Annotated in this window: 22 protein-coding genes; all 22 read right to left on the bottom strand. The window is 40.0% G+C overall.

The genetic code is table 11. The features are described 5' to 3' along the window. Positions 1-91 precede the first annotated feature (91 nt). Positions 92-880: a YlmH family RNA-binding protein gene (locus MKX73_RS11610; protein ID WP_340718892.1), complete on the bottom strand. Its 789-nt coding sequence runs from the start codon at positions 878-880 to the stop codon at positions 92-94. A 195-nt stretch (positions 881-1,075) separates the two neighbouring features. Then, positions 1,076-1,336: a YggT family protein gene (locus tag MKX73_RS11605; protein ID WP_339175467.1), complete on the bottom strand. Its 261-nt coding sequence runs from the start codon at positions 1,334-1,336 to the stop codon at positions 1,076-1,078. Between the two features lie 22 nt (positions 1,337-1,358). After that, complete coding sequence (locus MKX73_RS11600; protein ID WP_340717565.1) at positions 1,359-1,895, bottom strand: cell division protein SepF; 537 nt, start codon at positions 1,893-1,895, stop codon at positions 1,359-1,361. An 11-nt stretch (positions 1,896-1,906) separates the two neighbouring features. After that, entirely contained in the window at positions 1,907-2,575 is a 669-nt protein-coding gene (locus MKX73_RS11595) for a YggS family pyridoxal phosphate-dependent enzyme (RefSeq protein WP_340717564.1), read from the bottom strand. A 75-nt stretch (positions 2,576-2,650) separates the two neighbouring features. Then, entirely contained in the window at positions 2,651-2,890 is a 240-nt protein-coding gene (locus MKX73_RS11590; RefSeq protein WP_340717563.1) for a PRC-barrel domain-containing protein, read from the bottom strand. A 121-nt stretch (positions 2,891-3,011) separates the two neighbouring features. Beyond that, positions 3,012-3,782 carry an RNA polymerase sporulation sigma factor SigG gene (sigG, locus tag MKX73_RS11585; protein WP_340717562.1) on the bottom strand — a complete coding sequence of 257 codons (771 nt, stop codon included), beginning with the start codon at positions 3,780-3,782 and terminating at the stop codon, positions 3,012-3,014. A gap of 90 nt (positions 3,783-3,872) precedes the next feature. Next, entirely contained in the window at positions 3,873-4,583 is a 711-nt protein-coding gene (sigE, locus tag MKX73_RS11580; protein WP_079525036.1) for an RNA polymerase sporulation sigma factor SigE, read from the bottom strand. A 13-nt stretch (positions 4,584-4,596) separates the two neighbouring features. After that, positions 4,597-5,418, bottom strand: a complete 822-nt coding sequence (locus MKX73_RS11575; RefSeq protein WP_340717561.1) for a sigma-E processing peptidase SpoIIGA — start codon at positions 5,416-5,418, stop codon at positions 4,597-4,599. Positions 5,419-5,742: 324 nt separating this feature from the next. Beyond that, the gene (gene ftsZ / locus MKX73_RS11570; RefSeq protein ID WP_340717560.1) at positions 5,743-6,906 is read right to left on the bottom strand and encodes a cell division protein FtsZ; all 1,164 of its coding nucleotides are present in this window, start codon (positions 6,904-6,906) and stop codon (positions 5,743-5,745) included. A 40-nt stretch (positions 6,907-6,946) separates the two neighbouring features. Beyond that, the gene (gene ftsA, locus MKX73_RS11565; RefSeq protein WP_340717559.1) at positions 6,947-8,242 is read right to left on the bottom strand and encodes a cell division protein FtsA; all 1,296 of its coding nucleotides are present in this window, start codon (positions 8,240-8,242) and stop codon (positions 6,947-6,949) included. A 102-nt stretch (positions 8,243-8,344) separates the two neighbouring features. Beyond that, positions 8,345-8,710 (bottom strand): small basic family protein, encoded by a 366-nt coding sequence (locus MKX73_RS11560; RefSeq protein WP_008403393.1) that lies wholly within the window; start codon positions 8,708-8,710, stop codon positions 8,345-8,347. A 14-nt stretch (positions 8,711-8,724) separates the two neighbouring features. Next, positions 8,725-9,435 carry a DUF881 domain-containing protein gene (locus MKX73_RS11555; protein ID WP_340717558.1) on the bottom strand — a complete coding sequence of 237 codons (711 nt, stop codon included), beginning with the start codon at positions 9,433-9,435 and terminating at the stop codon, positions 8,725-8,727. Between the two features lie 20 nt (positions 9,436-9,455). Continuing rightward, positions 9,456-10,196, bottom strand: a complete 741-nt coding sequence (locus tag MKX73_RS11550) for a DUF881 domain-containing protein (RefSeq protein WP_340717557.1) — start codon at positions 10,194-10,196, stop codon at positions 9,456-9,458. Further along, on the bottom strand, positions 10,177-11,043 hold the full coding sequence (locus MKX73_RS11545) for a cell division protein FtsQ/DivIB (protein ID WP_340717556.1): 867 nt from the start codon (positions 11,041-11,043) through the stop codon (positions 10,177-10,179). The genes MKX73_RS11550 and MKX73_RS11545 overlap by 20 nt, the downstream gene beginning before the upstream one ends. A 5-nt stretch (positions 11,044-11,048) precedes the next feature. Beyond that, positions 11,049-12,107 (bottom strand): FtsW/RodA/SpoVE family cell cycle protein, encoded by a 1,059-nt coding sequence (locus MKX73_RS11540; RefSeq protein WP_340717555.1) that lies wholly within the window; start codon positions 12,105-12,107, stop codon positions 11,049-11,051. 42 nt (positions 12,108-12,149) lie between these two features. After that, complete coding sequence (gene murD, locus MKX73_RS11535; RefSeq protein ID WP_340717554.1) at positions 12,150-13,502, bottom strand: UDP-N-acetylmuramoyl-L-alanine--D-glutamate ligase; 1,353 nt, start codon at positions 13,500-13,502, stop codon at positions 12,150-12,152. Continuing rightward, positions 13,499-14,473: a phospho-N-acetylmuramoyl-pentapeptide-transferase gene (mraY, locus tag MKX73_RS11530; RefSeq protein WP_340717553.1), complete on the bottom strand. Its 975-nt coding sequence runs from the start codon at positions 14,471-14,473 to the stop codon at positions 13,499-13,501. The genes murD and mraY overlap by 4 nt, the downstream gene beginning before the upstream one ends. Before the next feature lie 142 nt (positions 14,474-14,615). Beyond that, positions 14,616-16,532 (bottom strand): penicillin-binding transpeptidase domain-containing protein, encoded by a 1,917-nt coding sequence (locus MKX73_RS11525; protein WP_340717552.1) that lies wholly within the window; start codon positions 16,530-16,532, stop codon positions 14,616-14,618. Positions 16,533-16,591: 59 nt separating this feature from the next. Continuing rightward, positions 16,592-18,781, bottom strand: coding sequence for a penicillin-binding protein (locus MKX73_RS11520; protein ID WP_340717551.1), 2,190 nt, complete (start codon positions 18,779-18,781; stop codon positions 16,592-16,594). A 38-nt stretch (positions 18,782-18,819) separates the two neighbouring features. Beyond that, complete coding sequence (ftsL, locus tag MKX73_RS11515) at positions 18,820-19,200, bottom strand: cell division protein FtsL (RefSeq protein WP_340717550.1); 381 nt, start codon at positions 19,198-19,200, stop codon at positions 18,820-18,822. Positions 19,201-19,203: 3 nt separating this feature from the next. Continuing rightward, entirely contained in the window at positions 19,204-20,154 is a 951-nt protein-coding gene (gene rsmH, locus MKX73_RS11510) for a 16S rRNA (cytosine(1402)-N(4))-methyltransferase RsmH (RefSeq protein WP_340717549.1), read from the bottom strand. Between the two features lie 119 nt (positions 20,155-20,273). Further along, entirely contained in the window at positions 20,274-20,705 is a 432-nt protein-coding gene (gene mraZ / locus MKX73_RS11505) for a division/cell wall cluster transcriptional repressor MraZ (protein ID WP_014824545.1), read from the bottom strand. Between the last annotated feature and the right edge of the window lie 67 nt (positions 20,706-20,772).

Raw genomic sequence — 20,772 nt, 5'->3', positions numbered from 1 at the left:
TTCTACTCTCCTTTTTTACGTACATTCTTACAAGTATTATAAACGTTTCTTTAGGGAATAACATCATGTTTTCCTAAAAAACAGTTGAAAATTATACTTTTTGCTCTAAACGTCCTACTTGTAATCGAATCTTATCTTTTTTTGTTCGTCCTTCTGTCAGGATGACTTTTAACCGTCCATACCCTCGTGCTGAAATAATGTCACCTTCCTGCAATTCGAAAGCTACCGCTTCCCTGACAGTCCAGTTAACTTTTACTTTGCCGGCATTGATCAGGCTTTGTGATTTTTGACGGGAGATATTAACGATTGTCGCCAAAACCACATCCAGACGCATTGAAGAAACCGTATGTGAGCTTTCGACCCATTGCTCCTCGTTTTGGATATACGGTGTAGTCGCATCCATTTTCTCAGCACTTACTTTCACTTTACCGATACTTGTCAAATGTGCCCGCACATAATCCGCTATTTCCGATGCGATTGCAAATTGGACTGTATTATCGGCAAGTCGAATATCCCCAAACTTGCTGCGATCAAGGCCGATCGATAATAAGGCCCCTAATACATCAGGATGACGCAGCTGGACAAACTTTGTCGGGTAATTCAGTGAGTACACAGCGATCTGAAAATCGGCTTCTGCCGGCTCGTAATAGGATGGGGCAATCAGCATTCGTTTACGTTCCGCTTCTTCAAATACCCCTTCTGTGAATACACGGAGATCATCTGACTGCTGAACGATCGACTCAACGATAAAACGCTGTCTCGGATCTAAAAAATCGGTCAATTTTGGAGCATAGCGATCTTCTACTTCACGCTGCCATCCAATAACTTGCTCAATGAAAGGTTGTTCATCTTTACGAAAATGCTGGATTAAATGCTCCATCATAATTCCTACTTTCTTTTAAACTGTGTTACTAATTTTTCCACTTTCCGATTAAATTAAACTTTTATTTTATGTATAAGCCCTTCAGCCAATCTAAAAACCTCTACCCCATTGTCTCTGAATGGCTTTCATCGTGATGACCGCGAAACTACCGGAAATAAAGAAAACTCCTACAATGGCAGGAGTTCAATTAGATTATAAGAAAAATGCTAGGACGCTATAGACGCCTCGCTCGATAAATACTAACGCGAATAAACCGACAATTGGTGAAATATCAATCATGCCAATCGGTGGAATAAATTTGCGGAAGAATCCTAAATACGGTTCACATACTGTTTCCAGGAAACGACCAACAGCCGATTCCTGCAGTGCCGGAACCCAAGACATTAATATGTATCCAATCAGCATAAAACGGTAAACAAGAAATGCTGTTGATACAATTGAAAATATAATCATGTTTTTACCTCACAAAATTTAATTACTCGAACGTTAAATTAGAAATTTCTCCTGATACTTCTACGTTTTCCGGTGTACATAGGAAAATATCATTTCCAATACGTTGAATATCTCCACCTAAAGCATACACTGTTCCGCTCAGAAAATCGATTATTCGCTTCCCTTGATCCCGGTCGATGCGCTGTAAATTGACAACGGTAGCACGTTTGTTTTTCAAATGTTCCGCGATATCCTGCGCTTCTGCATATACACGTGGTTCTAATAATACTAATTTGGAATTCTTCGATGAAGACGCAGCTTGAAGGCTCACAACATTGTTATGATTTTGCATCACGACTTCATTGCGCGGTGGTTGCTGTTGCATTTTACGCTCCTTCTTCATTCGGTTTTGAATGAGTTGTGGTTGCTGCTTTTGTCCATAATCCTGGTAAAATTGCTGTGGTTCACTTTGAACTGCTTTTGGTGCTTGTTTTTGCACTGTTTGCGTTTGGGCAGGAGCATAATCTTCTTCTATTTCTTCTAAATAAAAGAACTTGTCAAAAATATTTTTAATGCTCATATTAATCCTCCTTAGCCAACAAGAGCGGTTCCAATTCTAACAAATGTTGCCCCTTCTTCAACTGCAATTTCGTAGTCATTTGACATGCCCATCGATAATTCAGTACAAGGTACATTTGGTATGTTCAATTGTGACACTTCTTGTTGCAATTGTTTTAACTGTTTAAACACTTGTCTAATCGTTGTTTCATCTTCAGTAAAAGGAGCCATCGTCATTAAACCTACTACTTCAATTTTTGAAAACTGCTCAAGCTGCTTTACAAAATCCAGCGCTTGTTCTTTCGTTAAGCCATGTTTCGATTCTTCACCTGAAACATTTACTTGCAAGAAACATTTCACTTGTTTTGTTGCTCTTTTTTCAATCTCTTCAGCCAGGCTTAATCGATCAAGAGAATGTAAATAGTCAATCTGATCAATTACCTGCTTTACTTTTCTCGTCTGTAATGAACCTATATAATGCCAGGAAACAGCTGAGTTGATCGAATCCCGCTTATTTAATAGGCCTTCAGGACGGTTTTCACCTAAATGGACAAGACCCGCTTCAATCGCTTCTTCTGTCCGGTTGACATCTACTTCTTTCGTCACAGCAATAATCTGGACTGCCTGTTCGGCATTGACACGTTGTTTTGCAATTTCTATTTGATGTTGAATCTGTTTTAAGTTTTCTATGATTTTCGTCACTTTTTTCCCAACTTTACAACAATAGTTTCTCTCATTGTATCAAGTGCTAGTTTAATTTTCAATGAATAGCGCGAACTATTCATCCGGTGATTTCACTAATATGACATCTTTTCCTACTGTGAGTATATTACTGAAGAGAACTTTCTTAACTAACTCTTCCCCTTGAAATAAATGGTAAAACTTTTTTGGCGGGGAAATTATAAATGCCGTAATGGCACCTTCTTTTTCGTCCACTTCCGCATCTACAATATAACCGATAAATTTTCCGCTTGTTGCCTCAATGATTTCCTTCTCCTGAACGGATGAAAATCGCATTCCTCCATCCTCTCTGTATCATTAATTTACTTTTACCTCATTATAAGTATTCAAACATTGTAAATTTATGATGAAAGGGACAGCCCTACGTGTTGGACAGTCCCTCAGAATTTCTATCTATTTAACGGAAATCCCGCTTCATCATTTCTACCGCACTCTTTTCCAATCTCGATATTTGCGCTTGTGAAATACCTAATGACTGGGCGATTTCCGTTTGAGTTTCACCAAGGAAAAAGCGCTTTTCTATAATCATTTTTTGTCTGCTGTTTAGCTTTTTCATACTCTCTTGCAATGAAATCGAACCGACCCAATGCTCTTCTGTTACTTTATCTTTAATTTGGTCAATCATAAAGATTGCATCGCCACCATCGGAATAAATCGGCTCCTGCAGTGACATCGGGTCTTGAATTGCATCAAGAGCAAACAGTACATCTTCTTTTTTCATTTCAATTGCCTGTGCCAATTGCTCGATTGTGGGTTCTGTTAAATGTTCCGCAATAAATTGTTCTTTTGCTTTCATCGCTTTATACGCAATATCGCGCAATGAACGGGACACACGCAGTGCATGATGATCGCGCAGATGTCTGCGGATTTCTCCCATAATCATCGGTACAGCATATGTTGAAAATCGAACATTATGCTTTAAATCAAAATTATCAATCGCTTTTAATAAACCAATACATCCTACTTGAAATAAATCATCTGCCTGTTCGCCACGATAGGCATAACGGCCGACAATGCTGAGCACTAAACGTAAATTGCAGAAAACTAGCTGCTCACGAACAATCCATTCTCCTTGCTGTAATCGTATAAATAAATCTTTCATTTCATCTGGCTTCAGTACTGGTAATGTAGATGTATCCACACCACATAATTCCACTTTTGTACGCATCCAACTTCACCTTCCGAACTAGATTGTCTTTTGTCTTTGCAATCATTTTGTCCGAAATGGTCATCGCTATGCGCGCCAAATTTAACCATCTTATGCAATTGGTTCGTTCAGGAATTCACGTAAATCCATAATAATTTTTTTCTCCAATCTTGAAATATAAGATTGCGAAATCCCTAAATGATCCGCTACTTCCTTTTGCGTCATTTCTTCTTTTCCGTTTAGGCCAAAACGGCACTCCATAATATACTTTTCACGAGGTGTCAGCTGATTAATGGCATTAAACATATGCTGACGCTCAATTTTACGTTCTACATCAAGTGTGATTATATGTTCCTCTGTCCCTAATATGTCTGAAAGCAACAGTTCATTGCCGTCTGCATCCGCATTTAACGGTTCATCAAAGGAAACTTCGCCTTTCATGCGGCTCGTCTTTCGTAAATGCATCAATATTTCATTTTCGATACAGCGTGAGGCATACGTCGCCAATTTAATATTTTTATCCAAATTAAATGTTTCAATCGCTTTTATAAGGCCAATGGAACCGATGCTGATTAAATCCTCAATCGGCGTGCTCGTATTATCAAAACGTCTTGCAATATAAACAACCAAACGTAAATTTCTTTCAATTAACATATCTCTGGCATGCAAGTCACCATTCATAAATGCTTCGACTACGACAACTTCTTCTTCTCTAGTTAATGGAATAGGCAATGAATCATGTCCCCCTATATAGTATGTCCCTTTTTTTCTTCTAAAGTAGCTTAGTATGTTTAAAATTATCGATTGAATTTTCTTAAGCAATATCGATCCTCCCTTATGAATTCGTTAGGACAAACACATGTGCAATCATTTGTGCATTTTGCGGAAAGCGCGCATCATTTTTCGTAAATACAACATAGTGATTTGGATACGTCTTGTTCTGAATGACAATTGTGGCACGAAAGGCCGGTACGAGTAATGTGCCTTTTTGAACCGTTGTAATAGGAACAATACGTATTCTTTTCTGTATTTCCTTTGAAAACATTGTCAGTGAGTAAGGCTCCCGCTCATCCCATTTGAGCAGGCATTCACTAAATTCATCCGGTAACATCGATTGAACTGATTTAAATGAAATAAAATGGACCGGTGCCTGACTTAAAGGTTCAGTGCATTCATTTCCGGTATCGATATATGTTACGAGCTCCATCTGTTGTTCAAACAGTTCCACTTTGCTTGTCGTTACATACCGACTTTGTGCAACATTCTGCAGCTTTTGAAACCAGCCTTGTTTCATCACTGTCAAACTAATACATACTATGCCGAAACATAAAAAAATATAAACGAAAAACGGAGATGCAAGCAAAAATGGCTGTAATGCTGTTATTAATCCACCTGCGAGCAAAGTAGCGACAACAACCCACTTTCCCTGCTCGTAAAATATTTTCCATTTAAACGAAAAGGCAATGCCTAGTAGTATGATGAAACTTACAAGCAACATGAATATGTTTCCCATAAATAACACAGCGATCAGCGCACTACAAAAGGCTCCTAATAGTAATCTCCAAATTGGAATGATGGTATATGTTATAGTTGCGGTAAATTTTAGTAGTACGAGATTCATTAAAAAATTCATTAAAAGAATCCACTCTGCATACATGTATTGTCCTCCTGTAAATAAGATTATCAAACCCCCCCAGAGTTTTTTGTCTAACCGTTGCATAAATTTGGAAGAATCGTATGACATATTGTTACGCTATTCAAATCCTATCGACAAAAAGTTGGCTGCAGGAAAGTTATAGAATGATAGAGGCGTAGAGGCATAGTCGGAGGTTTTAGTCTGACGGGGAGAATCTGTTAATCTACTGTTTCTTTCGAATACATTAACTGCATGCTGTTTTCGATATCATCTCTGAAACTAAAAAAACGATTATTCACATGTATATGTGAATAATCGTTTTTCATATTATGAAAGGTTGTATTATTAGCGATTGCGACGATTGCGTAAAAATGTCGGAATATCCAATGCATCGTCCTGCTGATAGTTTGTTTGTTGTGTTTGACGCGGCGCTTCTTGCTGCACCTGTTCTTGCTGGCGTACAGGCTGCTGTTGCTGCTGTTGAGTTGTGCTTGTTGCAGCTTGTTGACGAGCACCGATTGAAGGACGTACAGGCTGTGGCTTTTGAATAATAAAGTCATCAGAGAAACCTGTTGCAATTACCGTTACGATAATTTCGTCGTTTAAGTTATCGTTAATTACAGAACCGAAGATCATATTTACTTCTTCGTCAGAAGCAAGCTGTACAATATCGGCAGCTTCCTGAACTTCAAATAAACTTAAGTTCGTTCCGCCTGTAATATTCATAATGACACCTTTTGCTCCATCGATTGATGTTTCAAGTAATGGAGAAGAAATTGCTTTTTTAGCGGCTTCTACTGCACGGTTTTCACCAGCAGCAATACCGATACCCATTAATGCAGAACCTTTATCGGACATGATTGTTTTTACATCGGCAAAGTCCAGGTTGATTAAACCAGGTGTTGCGATCAAGTCTGAAATACCTTGTACACCTTGACGTAATACATTGTCCGCTTCACGGAACGCTTCAAGCATTGGTGTTGATTTATCAACAATTTGCAGTAACTTATCGTTTGGAATGACGATTAATGTATCAACCGCTTCCTTCATTGAAGTAATACCACCGATTGCCTGTGTTTGGCGTTTACGGCCTTCAAATGTAAACGGACGTGTTACAACACCTACTGTCAATGCACCTAAATCACGTGCGATTGATGCGATTACCGGTGCTGCACCCGTACCAGTACCACCGCCCATACCGGCAGTTACGAATACCATGTCGGCACCACGCAGTACTTCTTCCAATTGTTCGCGGCTTTCCTCAGCAGCTTTTTTACCCACTTCAGGGTTTGCTCCTGCACCTAGTCCACGTGTTAATTTACCGCCAATTTGTAGTTTATATTCAGCTTTTGACAGATTTAAAGCTTGCGCATCTGTATTTACAGCGATAAAGTCCACACCTTGTACACCATGTTCGATCATGCGGTTTACGGCATTGTTACCGCCTCCGCCAACGCCGATTACTTTAATAACGGCTAATTGTTCAACATCCGTTTCAAATTCTAACATACTCTTCTCCTCCTAATTGTTCACGTCATTCATTTTCGTATTAATCGAAAAATTTGTTTAATAAGTTTTTCGCGCGATCAATCACACTTACTTTACTTGCGCTTTCTACTCTCTCCGGCACATTTGATTGTTTTTTAGAAGGAGTTGGTTGAGTAGGATAAGGTGCTGCATATGAAGAAGCTGGTACCGGCTCGCTTCTTCCGTAAAATTCGTCTTCTGCATTTGCATAACGAATTAAACCTACTGACGTCGTAAAGGCCGGTTCACGTACTCCGATGTAATCCGGTGTATAAATACGAACACGCGTCAACATTACTTGTCGCGCCAGCTGGGCAATTCCTTCCAGCTGTGCTACACCGCCGGAAATAACAACACCACCCGGTAAATCCTGTACCCCCATACGTGCTAATTCATCCAATACTAATTCAAATAACTCTTCTAAACGTACTCCGATAATTTCAGATATAAAGCGTTGACTGTATTGATCTGTTGTATCAGTACCAACAACAGGAACATCAAACGTCTGTTCATCCGAAGCATCATCGTAAAAGGCATGTCCATACTGCTTTTTGATTTTTTCGGCTTGTTCGGTCGGTGTTTTTAATACGATCGATAAATCCTTCGTAATATGATCTCCGCCTACCGGGATAACAGCAGTGTTTGTCAACAGTCCGTCCTGGAATACCGCAACAGTTGTTGAGCCGCCTCCTAAATCGATATAAGCAGTTCCTTGATTTTTCTCATCTTCCGTCAGCGCAAAATACCCTGCAGCCAATGGTTGTAGATAGATTTCGCGAATTTGCAAGCCTGCACGTTCTACACATCTTAAAACATTATGTACAAGCGTCTTGGATGTCGTAATCATTGTCGCATCCATCTCTAAACGAATGCCGATCATACCACGCGGGTCTTTGATCTCATCTAGGTTGTCTACGATAAATTGTTTAGGAATCAAATTTACTAACTCTCGCTCTGGTGGAATCGACATTACCTGTGCAGAGTCTATTACTCTAGCTAAATCATCGTCCGTGATTTCCCGGTCTTCACCGTTAACCGCTACAACCCCTTTAACAGGCTGTAGAACTGTCTGGTTTGCAGGAACTCCAAGCACCACTTCCTCTATGTTAATACCAGTCATTCGTTCTGCTTGGTCTACAGCTTTTTTAATGGACTGTACAGTTGCATCTATATCAACTATTGCACCTTTTCTTATTCCTGTTGATTTCACATGACCTACACCAATTACGTGCAATTGATCACCGTTCATCTCTCCGATTAGGACCTTTATAGAAGAAGATCCAATATCGAGTGAGACATAAATTTCTTGATGATTCAACTTTCTGCACCTCCTTCGATTACTCCTATAGTTCATTCTATTGTAAATTCCGTTGATTGTCTAAGTAAAACGATAAATTGTAATGATATTTTAACGTGATTGTTAAGAGTTTTCCTCCTTTTTCAGCCTTCTGTTCTCATATTTTGTCAATAACAAACGACGAATGACTGCGATATTCTGGAACAGTCGAACTCCGAATGCAAAAATAGCGGCTAAATATAGATCGACACCTATATGAACTCCGAGAAAAGCCAACCCTGCTGCTAAAATTATATTAAAGAAAAACCCGGAAATAAATACTTTGTCATCGTATACTTGCTGCAATAATGCACGGATACCGCCGACCATTGTATCGAGAGCCGCCAGTACAGCAATGGATAAATAGTTTTCATAAACAGATGGAATTTGAATATCTGTTAAAATCCCTAATACCACGCCTAATATAAGACCTAAAAGTGGTAACCACATATTCGCATCCCCTTCTAATTTTCTGATAAATACTTACTTTTTTGTACAGGCACAACAGAGTCGATTTGTATATTCTGCTCTGCTTCATGAATCGTCAATACTAGGTTATCAATATAAAATTCATCCTGAAACGTAGATGCCAGCAAATGGTTTTTCATTTTTTCGGCTTGCTCATACGTAAATGTAATGATATTTATTTCGAAATCAGTATTTTGAATCGGCTCACTATTGATCGTCGTTTTTCCGTTAATATCGCGAATGGCCGAGCCGTAGCTTAAACGTTTGTCATCCACTTCAACCGCCCGGGCATTATAGCGGTTTAAATCATTTATAAGCCGAATTAACAGTTCAGGGGATACAGGCTTTATTTCATAGCCTAAACCCGCTAATTCGGGTGAAGGGCCAACTGTTAATGTTAAGCCCGGTCCTTCAACCGGAAGGATCCCTGCACGTTCTTTAAGCTGATCAACCGTTTGCTGCAATAGCACTTCCGGATTATCAAACTCTGCATCCTCATATTTATTTACTGTTTCGGTTAATTCGCTTATTGCGGTCAGCAGTTCTGAATGCCGCTCCTGCTCCGCAAACAATTGCTGGCGAATTTCCCAAATATCGACTGTAGTTCTTTGTTCCGGATTTTGAACAGTGTTGTACTGCACTGCGAGCATAAAGCCGATGATGAACGAGATAATTGTAATATTACGGTACATTTTTTTCGTCATCATCTTCCCTCCGATCTTATGCCTTATTCATCGCCGACTGTTTTCATTTCAATTAGCTCGTCCTTTTCCAAAGTAACGACAATTTGTTCATTTAGTAATTGGTCAAATACTCCCCCCGCCAGTTCTAACGAAGAAATAAGTACATCTTGATTACCTACCGCCTCGATTACAAATGGTGCAGGGTACTGTTGTCCATCAATTGTAATGACAGGACCGTTACAGGCAATGTAGGAATTCGTTTTTAAACGTTGTCCGTTAATGGATATTGCCTCGGCTCCTGCAATTTTCAATTCATTTAATACTTTAAATATGTGACTTTCGTGCACAATATACTCATTTGGATTGGTAGTATTCGGATTATAGTCCCCATCTTGCAGGGTTATTCTGATCCCTTGTCCCATTCCATCTGTCAGGCCTAATAACAACCGCAATTGCTCAGCATCCTGGCGATTCTGTTCATATTGTGTTTCGTTTGAAGAAAACTGCTTTTCATACGTACGAATTTTCTCCTCTAATTGGGCCAACTCGTCTGCAAGCTCTTTGTTTCTTTCCTGTTTTTCAATCAAATCTTCCAAGTACTGATTTTCCTGCTCAAACTGGGGAGAGGCAGAACTTAATGTACGCTTGTCCTTTGATAAATTATAGGAAAAGCCGATAATAAATCCTGTAATTACGCATACAATTAGTATGGCGCCATACTTTCCTGAAAATAAAGTACGTTTTTTCTTCGGCTGCCCGCTGTTATCATTCCGGCTCTTCTTCATTTTGTTCTTCCAGTTGCCCCCCTTCTTCAGTTTCCACATTTTCTGTTTCATCTTCAAGTTCTTCGGTTTTTTCAGTGTCTTCTTTTATTAATGAATATTCACCTGAAAAAGGTCGGTAATATGAACCAACTTCAATATCTACAATCCCTTTTTCAGAAACGTCCTCGCTTTCAATTTGCGCGATGATCGATGGATAATAATTCAACTTTTCAGCCAAAGTATTCGCATCAGCGCGTACTTCATAGCCATCATTCATGAAAAGCGTAATTGAATACGGGTCCGCTTCTGTAGGATTTGCATTAATTTGTGAAATGAGCGACAGTACTTCCGGTTTTAAATTCGCAAGTTCCTTCAACAGCTTTTTTCGAAGTGTCTCATTTTCAAAATCCCGGAAAATCGGGGCATCGATAGGAACAATTTCATTGGATTCTTCAAAAACAACGCCATTATCAAGCATCGGATAAAATTCCCCGTCTTGTGAGATATAAGCTACTTTTTGCCATTCTTCTACTGTAATTTTCACTTCATTCAGGAATTTCCTTTCGACATTGACGGATTTTACCCAGTCATGCTGAGCAATTGCCTGCTCGACGTCCGAAATTTTAAAGCCCCATAACGAATCATCTATTTTTAAATTCGACTGTTCGATATAGTACGTATCTTCCTTAAGGGATGCCCCTTTAATATCAATCTTTTTTATATCACTATAGGGTAATTGAAAATAAAGAAGGATGATAATGATAAAAAGAAAAATCGTCACTAGCGCTAAAAATTTAAGATTTGTTCGGCGTCTTCTGCGTTTTTTCATAGCTGGTACTCGTTCTGTAATATCGATTACTTTTTCCATTATCGCTACTCCTTCCTTCTTTCATAAGAGAAATTTAAAATAAGTGCTACTGTTACCCAGACAACAACAAGCGATGTTCCGCCGTAGCTTATAAATGGCAGTGTTACACCGGTTACAGGCAGTAAATTAATAACTACCCCTATATTCAGCGCTGCCTGTACAGCAATCATCGTTGTAAGTCCGCATATCGCATAAAAGTGAAATACATGTTTGCACTGTAATGCCAAGCGATATCCAAGAATTAAAAAGCACGCAAAAATAAGCAGCAGTCCCATTCCACCGACAAGTCCGATTTCTTCTAAAATAATTGCAAATATAAAATCGTTCTGCGGTTCCGGTAAGTATAAATACTTTTGTCTACTTTTTAATAATCCATGTCCAAACAAGCCTGCCGGACCTATCGCAAATAAAGATTGCACAGCTTGGAAGCCGCTTCCTAACGGGTCTGCCCAAGGATTGATGAACGCTTCGATCCGTTTAAGCCGATACGGGGCCGCGATGATTAACCCGGCAAGGCCACCTATACCTAATGTGATGAGAACAACATATAAGCGCAGCGGATATTGTGCAATAAAAAATATAATTAAAACTACTACAACTAAAATAAATACAGCACCGAAATCAGGCTGAAGCATAATCAATGCTGCCGGAAGAATCAATATGAGAAAATGCTTCAGTTGAACAATGCGCTCATACGATTTCCGCTGTGTCAATAATGCACTGATATATATAATTGTCGTTACTTTCGCAATTTCAGCCGGTTGTATCGTTAAAGAACCGACTCCTATCCAACTTTGCGAACCATTCCGGACAATCCCGATACCCGGAATAAGAACAGCAACAAGTAAGCCAAGCGAAATAATATAAAAAATTCTCCAAACTTTCGGCTGCTGTAAAAACTCCCAGTTCATAATGGCTACACAAATGATAAGTGCAACGATGAAATAGATCGACTGCTTCAGGTAAAACGGGGTTTGTCCATTATAGTGAACATTCCCCCAATATGTACCTGCAGAAAAAATAAAGAGAATCCCGATAAGCGACAATACAATCGCACTGACCATAAAATACTGTTGATTTTTTTGCGACAGTGTAACTATCCTTTCTTATGAAAGTTTCATAACACGATCTATAAATAAGTCGCCCCGAATTTCAAAGCTCGCATGTTGATCCCAGCTTGCACATGCCGGTGACAGTAAAATGATGTCACCTTGTTCAGACATTTTTGCTCCGTAACCGACTGCATCTTCTACATCAATTGCACGCACAATATTCGTAATGCCACATGATTTTGCAAATTCGATAAAGCGAAGTGCAGTTTCGCCGAACGCGACAACTGCTTTTACACGTGTCATTTCTTTACGAAGCTCTTCAAATGAATGCCCGCGATCTAATCCGCCGGCCAATAATACAATCGGTTGCTCAAATGCAGCCAAGGCACTTTTCGTTGCCAGTACATTTGTTGCTTTTGAATCATTGTAAATTTTACGTCCTTGCCAATCACGGACAAACTGTGTCCGGTGACGTACCCCTGCAAATGTTGATAATACTTCTTCGATCGCTTCAACAGGACATTGCTGCAGTAGCGCTGCTGCCACAGCACATAAAATGTTTTCCAAATTATGCTCACCCGGCAATACAATATTATCACGTTTTAAGATCACATCGCCTTGCCAATAAATGTTTTCTTTATCAGCGCTGATTCCTTGTTTGGCATGACCTTTTGTCGTAAATGGAATGAGTTGGGCATTTGATTTTTGAGCATATTTCGCCACAACTTCCTGATCGGCATTATAAATAAAATAATCTTCGGCTGTCTGATTGCGTGTGACCCCAAATTTAGCCTCGGCATATTCTTCAAATGTCCCATGGTAATCCAAATGGGCTTCATACAGATTTGTCAAAATTGCGATATGCGGTCTGAATTCACGTGTTCCCATCAACTGAAATGATGATAACTCGGTAACGATGACCTCATCTGCTTTTGCTTCTGCTGCAACACCACAGGCAACGGTTCCAATATTCCCGGCGATTAATGGTTTCAAACTGCCAGCTTTTAGCATTTCGTAAAGTAAAGTTGTCGTTGTAGTTTTGCCATTCGAACCGGTAATACCGATAAATGGCGCTTCACTTACTAAATAGGCAAGTTCCATTTCTGTAATAACAGGCAGACCCTTTGTTATCGCATCGGCAACGATCGGATTTGTGTATGGAATCCCGGGGTTTTTTACGACAAGCTCAAAACCTTCATCAAGCAAATCTTCCGGATGTCGTCCACAAATTACGGTAATTCCTTTTGATAAAAGCTCCTGCGCTTCAGGATTTGCATCAAATGGCTTTGCATCATTGACTGTTACAAATGCACCTAACCGATGCAAAAGCTCAGCAGCCGCAACACCACTTTTCGCCAATCCTAAAACGAGTACTTTTTTAGCTTGTAATCCTTTATAATCCATCATAATAACGCCTCCGCTAATACTGCTATAAGTGCTACGATACATCCTGTTGACCAAAATACTACTACGACTTTCCACTCGGACCATCCGGATAATTCAAAATGATGGTGAATCGGACTCATTTTGAATATACGTTTTTTACGCAGTTTATAGCTTCCTACTTGTAAAATAACGGATAATGTTTCAATAACAAATACGAGACCGATTAATAGTAAAAGCAATTCCTGTTTTACGAGTACCGAAATCATTGCCAATGCACCGCCAAGCGCAAGGGAACCTGTATCTCCCATAAAGACTTTAGCCGGGTTTGCATTAAAAATAAGGAAACCAAGTAATGCACCAGTTACAGCAAATGCAAATAATGCGATATCGGCTTGTTCGTTAAATAATGCAATGACACCAAATGCAGCAAATGCAATTGAAGCCGTTCCGGATACGAGTCCATCCAAACCATCCGTCAAATTGACCGCATTCGAAAAGCCTACTAGCCAGAAAATTAAAAACCCGACATACAGGATTCCTAAATCAATTGATATATCTGTGTACGGAATACCTACAGATGTATCAAATGAACCTAAACGTAATAGTAAAAATGCTGCAATCGCAATTGCAATTTGCCCAATCAATTTTTGAAGGGATGTCAATCCTAAATTACGTTTGAAAATAACTTTTAGCCCATCATCTAAAAAGCCAATTACGCCAAATCCAACTAAAACAAGTAATAATACAATCGTTTGTGTTGTAAACAAGTCGAAAATCATTGCGACGATAATTGTCGAAATAATAATGGCTAACAAGAAAATTAAACCACCCATTGTAGGTGTACCCGCTTTTTTCATATGTGATTGAGGGCCTTCTTCACGTATGCTTTGCCCGAATTTCAATCGGCGTAAAAGAGGGATTCCTACTGGTGCTAAAATGACCGTTACTAAAAATGATGAAAAGAGTATGGTCAATGTTGTTGATAATGTCATAATATATCTCCTTTAAAACTTCTGTCTGAATATGGTGGAACGTTTGATTTTCAACGGTTACGATTTCTGATTTATTATTGTGAAAAAACGTCCTTCACTATAATAGTTGTTTTAGTTGCATTTTGAAAGATGGAAATTCTATTTAATTTCCTAAATATAGATGAACACTGTCACTTTGGAGAATGAGACTGTCAGCCGACGGTACTTGCTGAACTACTTTTTCGCCTTCTCCATGCCATTCAATCTTATACGGATATAAATGCGGAATCACTTCATTTTTTGTCATTCCAATAAAGTTAGGTGTACGCTCAGTCAATTCATCGCCCCAAACATAATCCCGTTCTATCTGGTCTTTTTGCTTTTCGATATTGTACAGAGGTGCTGCATCTTCAATAATACGGCCTACAATCGGTGCAGCGATAACACTTCCGAATTGCAGTGAACTTTTCGGATTATCGATCGCAACATAGACGATAATTTCCGGATCATTGGCCGGCGCAAACCCGATGAACGATACAATGTAATCACCGTCTTTATAGCGGCCATTTTCCACCTTTTGCGCTGTCCCGGTTTTGCCCCCGATGCGTAAGCCATCACGAAATGCCTGGCGACCGGAACCTTTCGCAACTACTAGTTCCAATGCATGACGCACTTTTTCAGATGTCTCTTCACTGATGACCTGTGCTTTTGCTTCCGGATTCTGTTCCATGATGACTTCGTTTGTTTTTGAATCCAGAATTTTCGAGACCGTATATGGTGTATATAATGTACCGCCATTAATAGCTGCCGAGACCGCCTGCATCTGCTGAATCGGCGTAACGGAAACTCCCTGGCCGAAAGAGGTCGTTGCATGCTCTACCGGTCCAAATGCTTCTTTCGAAAATAATATACCTGTTGATTCTCCGGCAATGTTCGAGCCTGTTTTTTTCCCGAATCCGAATTTGTGGATATACTCAAGCAACTTTGTTGAACCAACTCGTTGCCCTAGCTCTACAAATCCGGGGTTACAGGAATTTTGCACAACTTCGTAAAAAGTCTGGTCTTTATGCCCTTCTCGTTTCCAGCAGCGCAATCGCGCCCCCTCGACCATTGTATAGCCATGATCATGAAAGTGTTCTTCCTCCATATTGACCACACCTTCTTCAATCGCAGCACTGAGCGTAATGATTTTGAATGTGGAACCCGGCTCATAAGACATAAATACAGGAAGGTTCCGGTTGTATATACTTGGCTCGACTTCCGAAAATTTCGTTGGATCATATGTGGGGAATGATGCAAGCGCCAGTATTTCACCACTGTTTGGATTCATGGCAATGGCCAATGCCTGATCTGCGTCATACTCCAGCATTGCCTGTGATAATTCTCGTTCAACAATTTTCTGAAGCTTTAAATCAACCGTCAGCTGAATTGTCGCTCCGTCTTTTCCGTCTTTCCATTCATCATCCACATGTTCCAGTGCATTGCCTTTCGCATCAGTAAATAACCGAATGGCTGCATCCGAACTTTTTAATAATTCATCATACTCATATTCGATTCCTGCCAAACCTTGGTTATCCGCACCTGTAAAACCTAAAAAGCGTGCAAGCAAATTACCGTGCGGATAAGACCTTACATAGTCGACTCCGCTGTATAAACCCGGAATTTGGAGCTGTTGAATTTTCTCCGCTTGCTCATAAGTAATGTTTTTGGCTTCCGGAGCAATTTTCACCAAGGATACGCGCTGCTGCAATCGTTCCAATATTTTGGCTCGATCTTTATTGAGCACGTTTGCAATGGCATCTGCTGCTTGTTCTTTATCTTCGTTTTGTGAAGGCATGAAGTACAGAGTCGGGGCAAGTTTATTCGTTACAATTACTTCATTGTTACGGTCAGTAATTTCGCCTCGCTGTGTATGGAACGGAATCTCTCTGTCCCAGTTTTCTTTTGCCTTTGTCGAAAGCTCATCATACTGAATAATTTGGACGGATACTAATTTAACAAAAATCGCCACGCCGTATAGTCCAAGTGCGATGGCGATCCATGTTAAACGTTTTTTAGATTTTGTAGTTACCCATTTCATAATATGACACCTCACCTAAAACAACGTATGTTAAAGATGAAGTTTGTATTCAAATCTCTCTAATCTTGTGGAATTTCTTCAATAAATTCTTCGTCAACCTCTTCTTCCAGCTCCATATCCACCGCCGGAGGGGTCAAATGTTTTTCCTCGGGAGTTTTCAGCTTGACGACGATCGGTGAATCATCTGTTATCGGCGTCCCTTGGGAAACACTTTGGCTTTCTACATAGCCTTCCCCGACAATTTCAATCGGCAGTTTAGATAGTGATTTATAAACAAGTAAATTACGAAGTGACCACTCACTAAACGATGGTAATGTAATTTCTCCATCTGTCTTTAAGAAAACGATGCTCCCACTTGTTAATGATGCATCTGCTGCAGGGAACTGTTCCGTAATTTCTCCGCCTTGACCAATAATTACAGGTACCAGTCCTTCCGCTTCCAATTGAGCCATAACCGTATCTGTCTGATTCCCAACATAATTATCAACATTTGCCGTTTCGACTTCCGCTACGTCCGAAGGATTGATATTCATGTACTTTAAACTGTTCAGAACAACAGAATTGAATACTTGGGAAACCGGATCAGAGCCTATTTCCGTTGCTTCCAGTTTCGGCTTTGCAACGGCAATAAATACAGCCAGCTGCGGATTTTCTACTGGTGCCATCCCTAAGAATGAATAGAGGAATTCATTTTTCCCCCAGTCATAACCGATACCATTGGCTTTCGGCATCTGGGCAGTTCCTGTTTTCCCCGCAACTTTATAGCCATCAATCTGGAAACGTTTCGCATTCCCGGCTTCCCCGTAAATAGTCGAAGCCAGAACTTCACGCGTTTGCTTTGCTGTCTCTGCCGAAATCGGCTCACCTTTTATAGTAGGTTCTGAATCTACTACAGTCTCACCTGTGTTCGGGTTGACAATTTTATCAATTACGTATGGCTGCATCATTTTCCCGTCATTTGCTACTGCAGTTAAACCTTGAATTAGCTGGATCGGAGTAACAGTCGAACCTTGACCGAATGTTGTCGTATACTTCTCTAAAGGATAGCGTGAGTTAATAATGCCGCTCGCTTCATTTGGTAGGTCAATGCCTGTTTTTTGCCCGAAACCAAAATCCTTTAAATAGCTCTCATACGTTTCCCATCCCATAATATCAAGCAAATTCGTCATTGCCGTATTTGAAGAGCGCTGAATTCCTTCTAAATAGGAGATTTTCCCCCAGCCATGTGTATTATGGTCACGTACCGTGTTTTCATAAACTTTGTACTGTCCGGACTGGTATGTGGCATTCGGATGCCAGTTCCCCGAATCGATTGCGGCTGCAACCGTAAATGTTTTAAATGTGGAACCCGGTTCAATTGTATTTTCAACCACATCATTCAGCCAGTTGCCATCTAACCCTGCACGCGTGTCAGGATTGAACGTAGGCCGTTGTGACATCGCCAGGATTTCTCCCGTTTTCGGGTTTGCCACGACAGCAACCATAGACTGTGGTTTATATTGATCATTAACTCGTGACATTGCTTCTTCCAGGAAGTTTTGGATTGTTTTATCGATTGTCAAATAAATATCGTTCCCGTCCTGTGCTTCCTGTACGACTTTATCGCTGCTTGGCAATAAGTAGTTACGGGCATCGCGCTGGTAGGTTAACTTCCCGTCAGTTCCTGTCAATTGCTTGTCATAAATATATTCAAGTCCCATTTTCCCGACTACCGACGAATTTCCGTCATCATCGGTTTCACGCAATGCAAAACCTATAAGATGCGAGGCAAAGGCGCCGTTCGGATAATAGCGTTTTTTGTCGCTGTATAATAGAATGCCAGGCAGATTCAGCTCTTCAATCTTCTTTTTTACTTCATGACTGATGCCGCGCCCTGCCAGACCAAACTCTACCTGATATAAATCTTTGGAAGGATTTAGCCGTTCATAAATTTTTTCTTCTTCCATCGGAATGTATTGTGCCAATAATTTTGCTGTTTCGGCTTTATCGACGACATGCCGTGGATTTTTTTTATTTTCTGTTGCCGATTCTTTAATTACGGCTACAAGACGGTAGCTTAATGTATCTTCGGCAATGACATTTTCATTGCGGTCCAGAATCTTCCCACGGTCTGCAGATAACACATATCCAGTTTCGTACCTTGATAATGCTTCTTCTTCCAATTCATGCCCTTTTACCATTCCTGTCGCCTGGATTGACGCAAAACGCCAATATAATAGTAAAAAGAGCCCTCCAAAGAATATAAACATTAGAAAGGCTCCTATCTGGTAACGAAATCTTCTCTTTTTCATTCTCCCGGCACTACTTTCACATTTTTCTCATTTAGTGTTAATCCGAGTTCTTTCGCTTTTTCCCAAATACGTTGGTGAGTGGAGCGTTCACTTACTTGTACTTTTAAATCTGTATTATTATTGTTGACTTCAGTTATGTCGTGTTCGATTTTTTGGATTTCCATACTGAGCGTTTGGATTTCTCCTTGAGTATGTAATATGGAAATAGCGAAAGATGCTACTACGATTGCAAATACTAGGAACAAAAACTTCTCCTGCGCCGAAAAATACTTTGCTTTGCGTTTTTTCGGCTGGACCGGCAGTCTTTGTTCCTGCTGCTGATGTTGAGGTAGTTCTGGCTGCTGTTGTATATAGGTTTGTCTTGCTCTTACTGCCATTTTTTACCCACGTCCTTTATCGTTGATTTTTTCAGCAATGCGCAATTTTGCTGAACGTGAACGATTATTCGCAGCTAACTCCTCGTCTGATGGTAAAATCGGTTTTCTTGTCACTAATTTAAGTATTGGTTTCATATGCTCCGGAATCACAGGTAAACCTGGAGGTAAATCCGGCAATGATGAAGCCTCTTTAAATAGTGTTTTTGTTAAGCGGTCTTCCAATGAGTGGAAAGTAATCACACTTATACGACCACCAATTTTCAATAAATCGATTGCATCTACTAAAGAATCTTCCGCTGCACCTAATTCATCATTTACAGCAATTCGAATAGCCTGGAAGATTCGTTTTGCAGGATGTCCACCTTTGCGACGTGCAGGGGCTGGAATACCATCTTTTATAAGCTCTACTAATTGACCTGTCGTTTCAACAGGAGCAATTTCTCGGGCTTGTTCAATTTTGCGCGCAACTTGTTTTGAAAATTTCTCTTCTCCATAACGGAAGAAAATACGTACTAGATTTTCGTATGACCATTCATTCACAACTTGATATGCGCTCAATTCTGCAGTCTGATCCATCCGCATATCGAGCGGTGCATCATGATGGTAACTAAATCCTCGTTCAGGTGTATCAAGCTGTGGTGATGAAACACCTAGATCATATAAAATTCCATCTACCTGATGAATGTTCAGATTGTATAATTCTTCTTTTAAATAGCGGAAATTTGAGTGTACGAAAATCACTCGATCCAAATAATCGGCTAGTCGTACTTTTGCGTTTTCAATCGCCGTTGTATCCTGGTCAAAGCAAATCAAACGGCCTTTTTCTGACAATTGTTGTACAAGGTACTCGCTATGGCCTGCACCACCTAATGTGCAGTCTACATAAATACCATCCGGATTGATGTTCAACCCATCAACAGTTTCTTTCAATAATACGGTTGTATGATCGAACATAGTTTAAAGCACCTCTTAATATTAATTCAATTACGTGTCGGTACCATTACACCCGGATTAAAAGTTCATGTCGGTTCTGTAATAGTGACCATTTTTTAATTTTTCAACTTCTACTAAATTTAAAAATCAAAGCCTATCAGATTTTCTGCGATTTCATCAAATGATTCTGCCGATTGTTCGAAGTATTGCTGCCAAGATTCTTTTGCCCAAATTTCAATTTTGCTCGATACCCCTAATATCACGCATTCTTTTTCAAGATTAGCGTATCCAATTAGTGTAGATGGAATATTAATACGGCCCTGCTTGTCCACTTCTACTTCTGTTGCCCCAGAAAAGAAAAATCGCGCAAATGCACGTGCATCTTTTTTGGTCATCGGTAAATCCTTTAATTTATCTTCGAGTTTTCGCCATTCATCCATAGGATATCCAAAAATGCATTGATCTAGCCCGCGAGTTATTACAAAGTGTTCTCCAAGTGATTCTCGAAACTTTGCAGGGACAATCATACGGCCTTTTGCATCGATTGAATGTTGATATTCTCCCATGAACATGCTACTCACCCCACTTTAATAAATAATGTACCACATCCCCCCACTTTCTACCACCAAATTCATTGCT

Origin of the sequence: Solibacillus sp. FSL W7-1436 (assembly GCF_038007305.1) — a bacterium.
Classification (GTDB): Bacteria; Bacillota; Bacilli; order Bacillales_A; family Planococcaceae; genus Solibacillus.
Note: the sequence above shows the minus strand (reverse complement) of the source record. Positions and strands in the feature narration are given on the sequence as shown.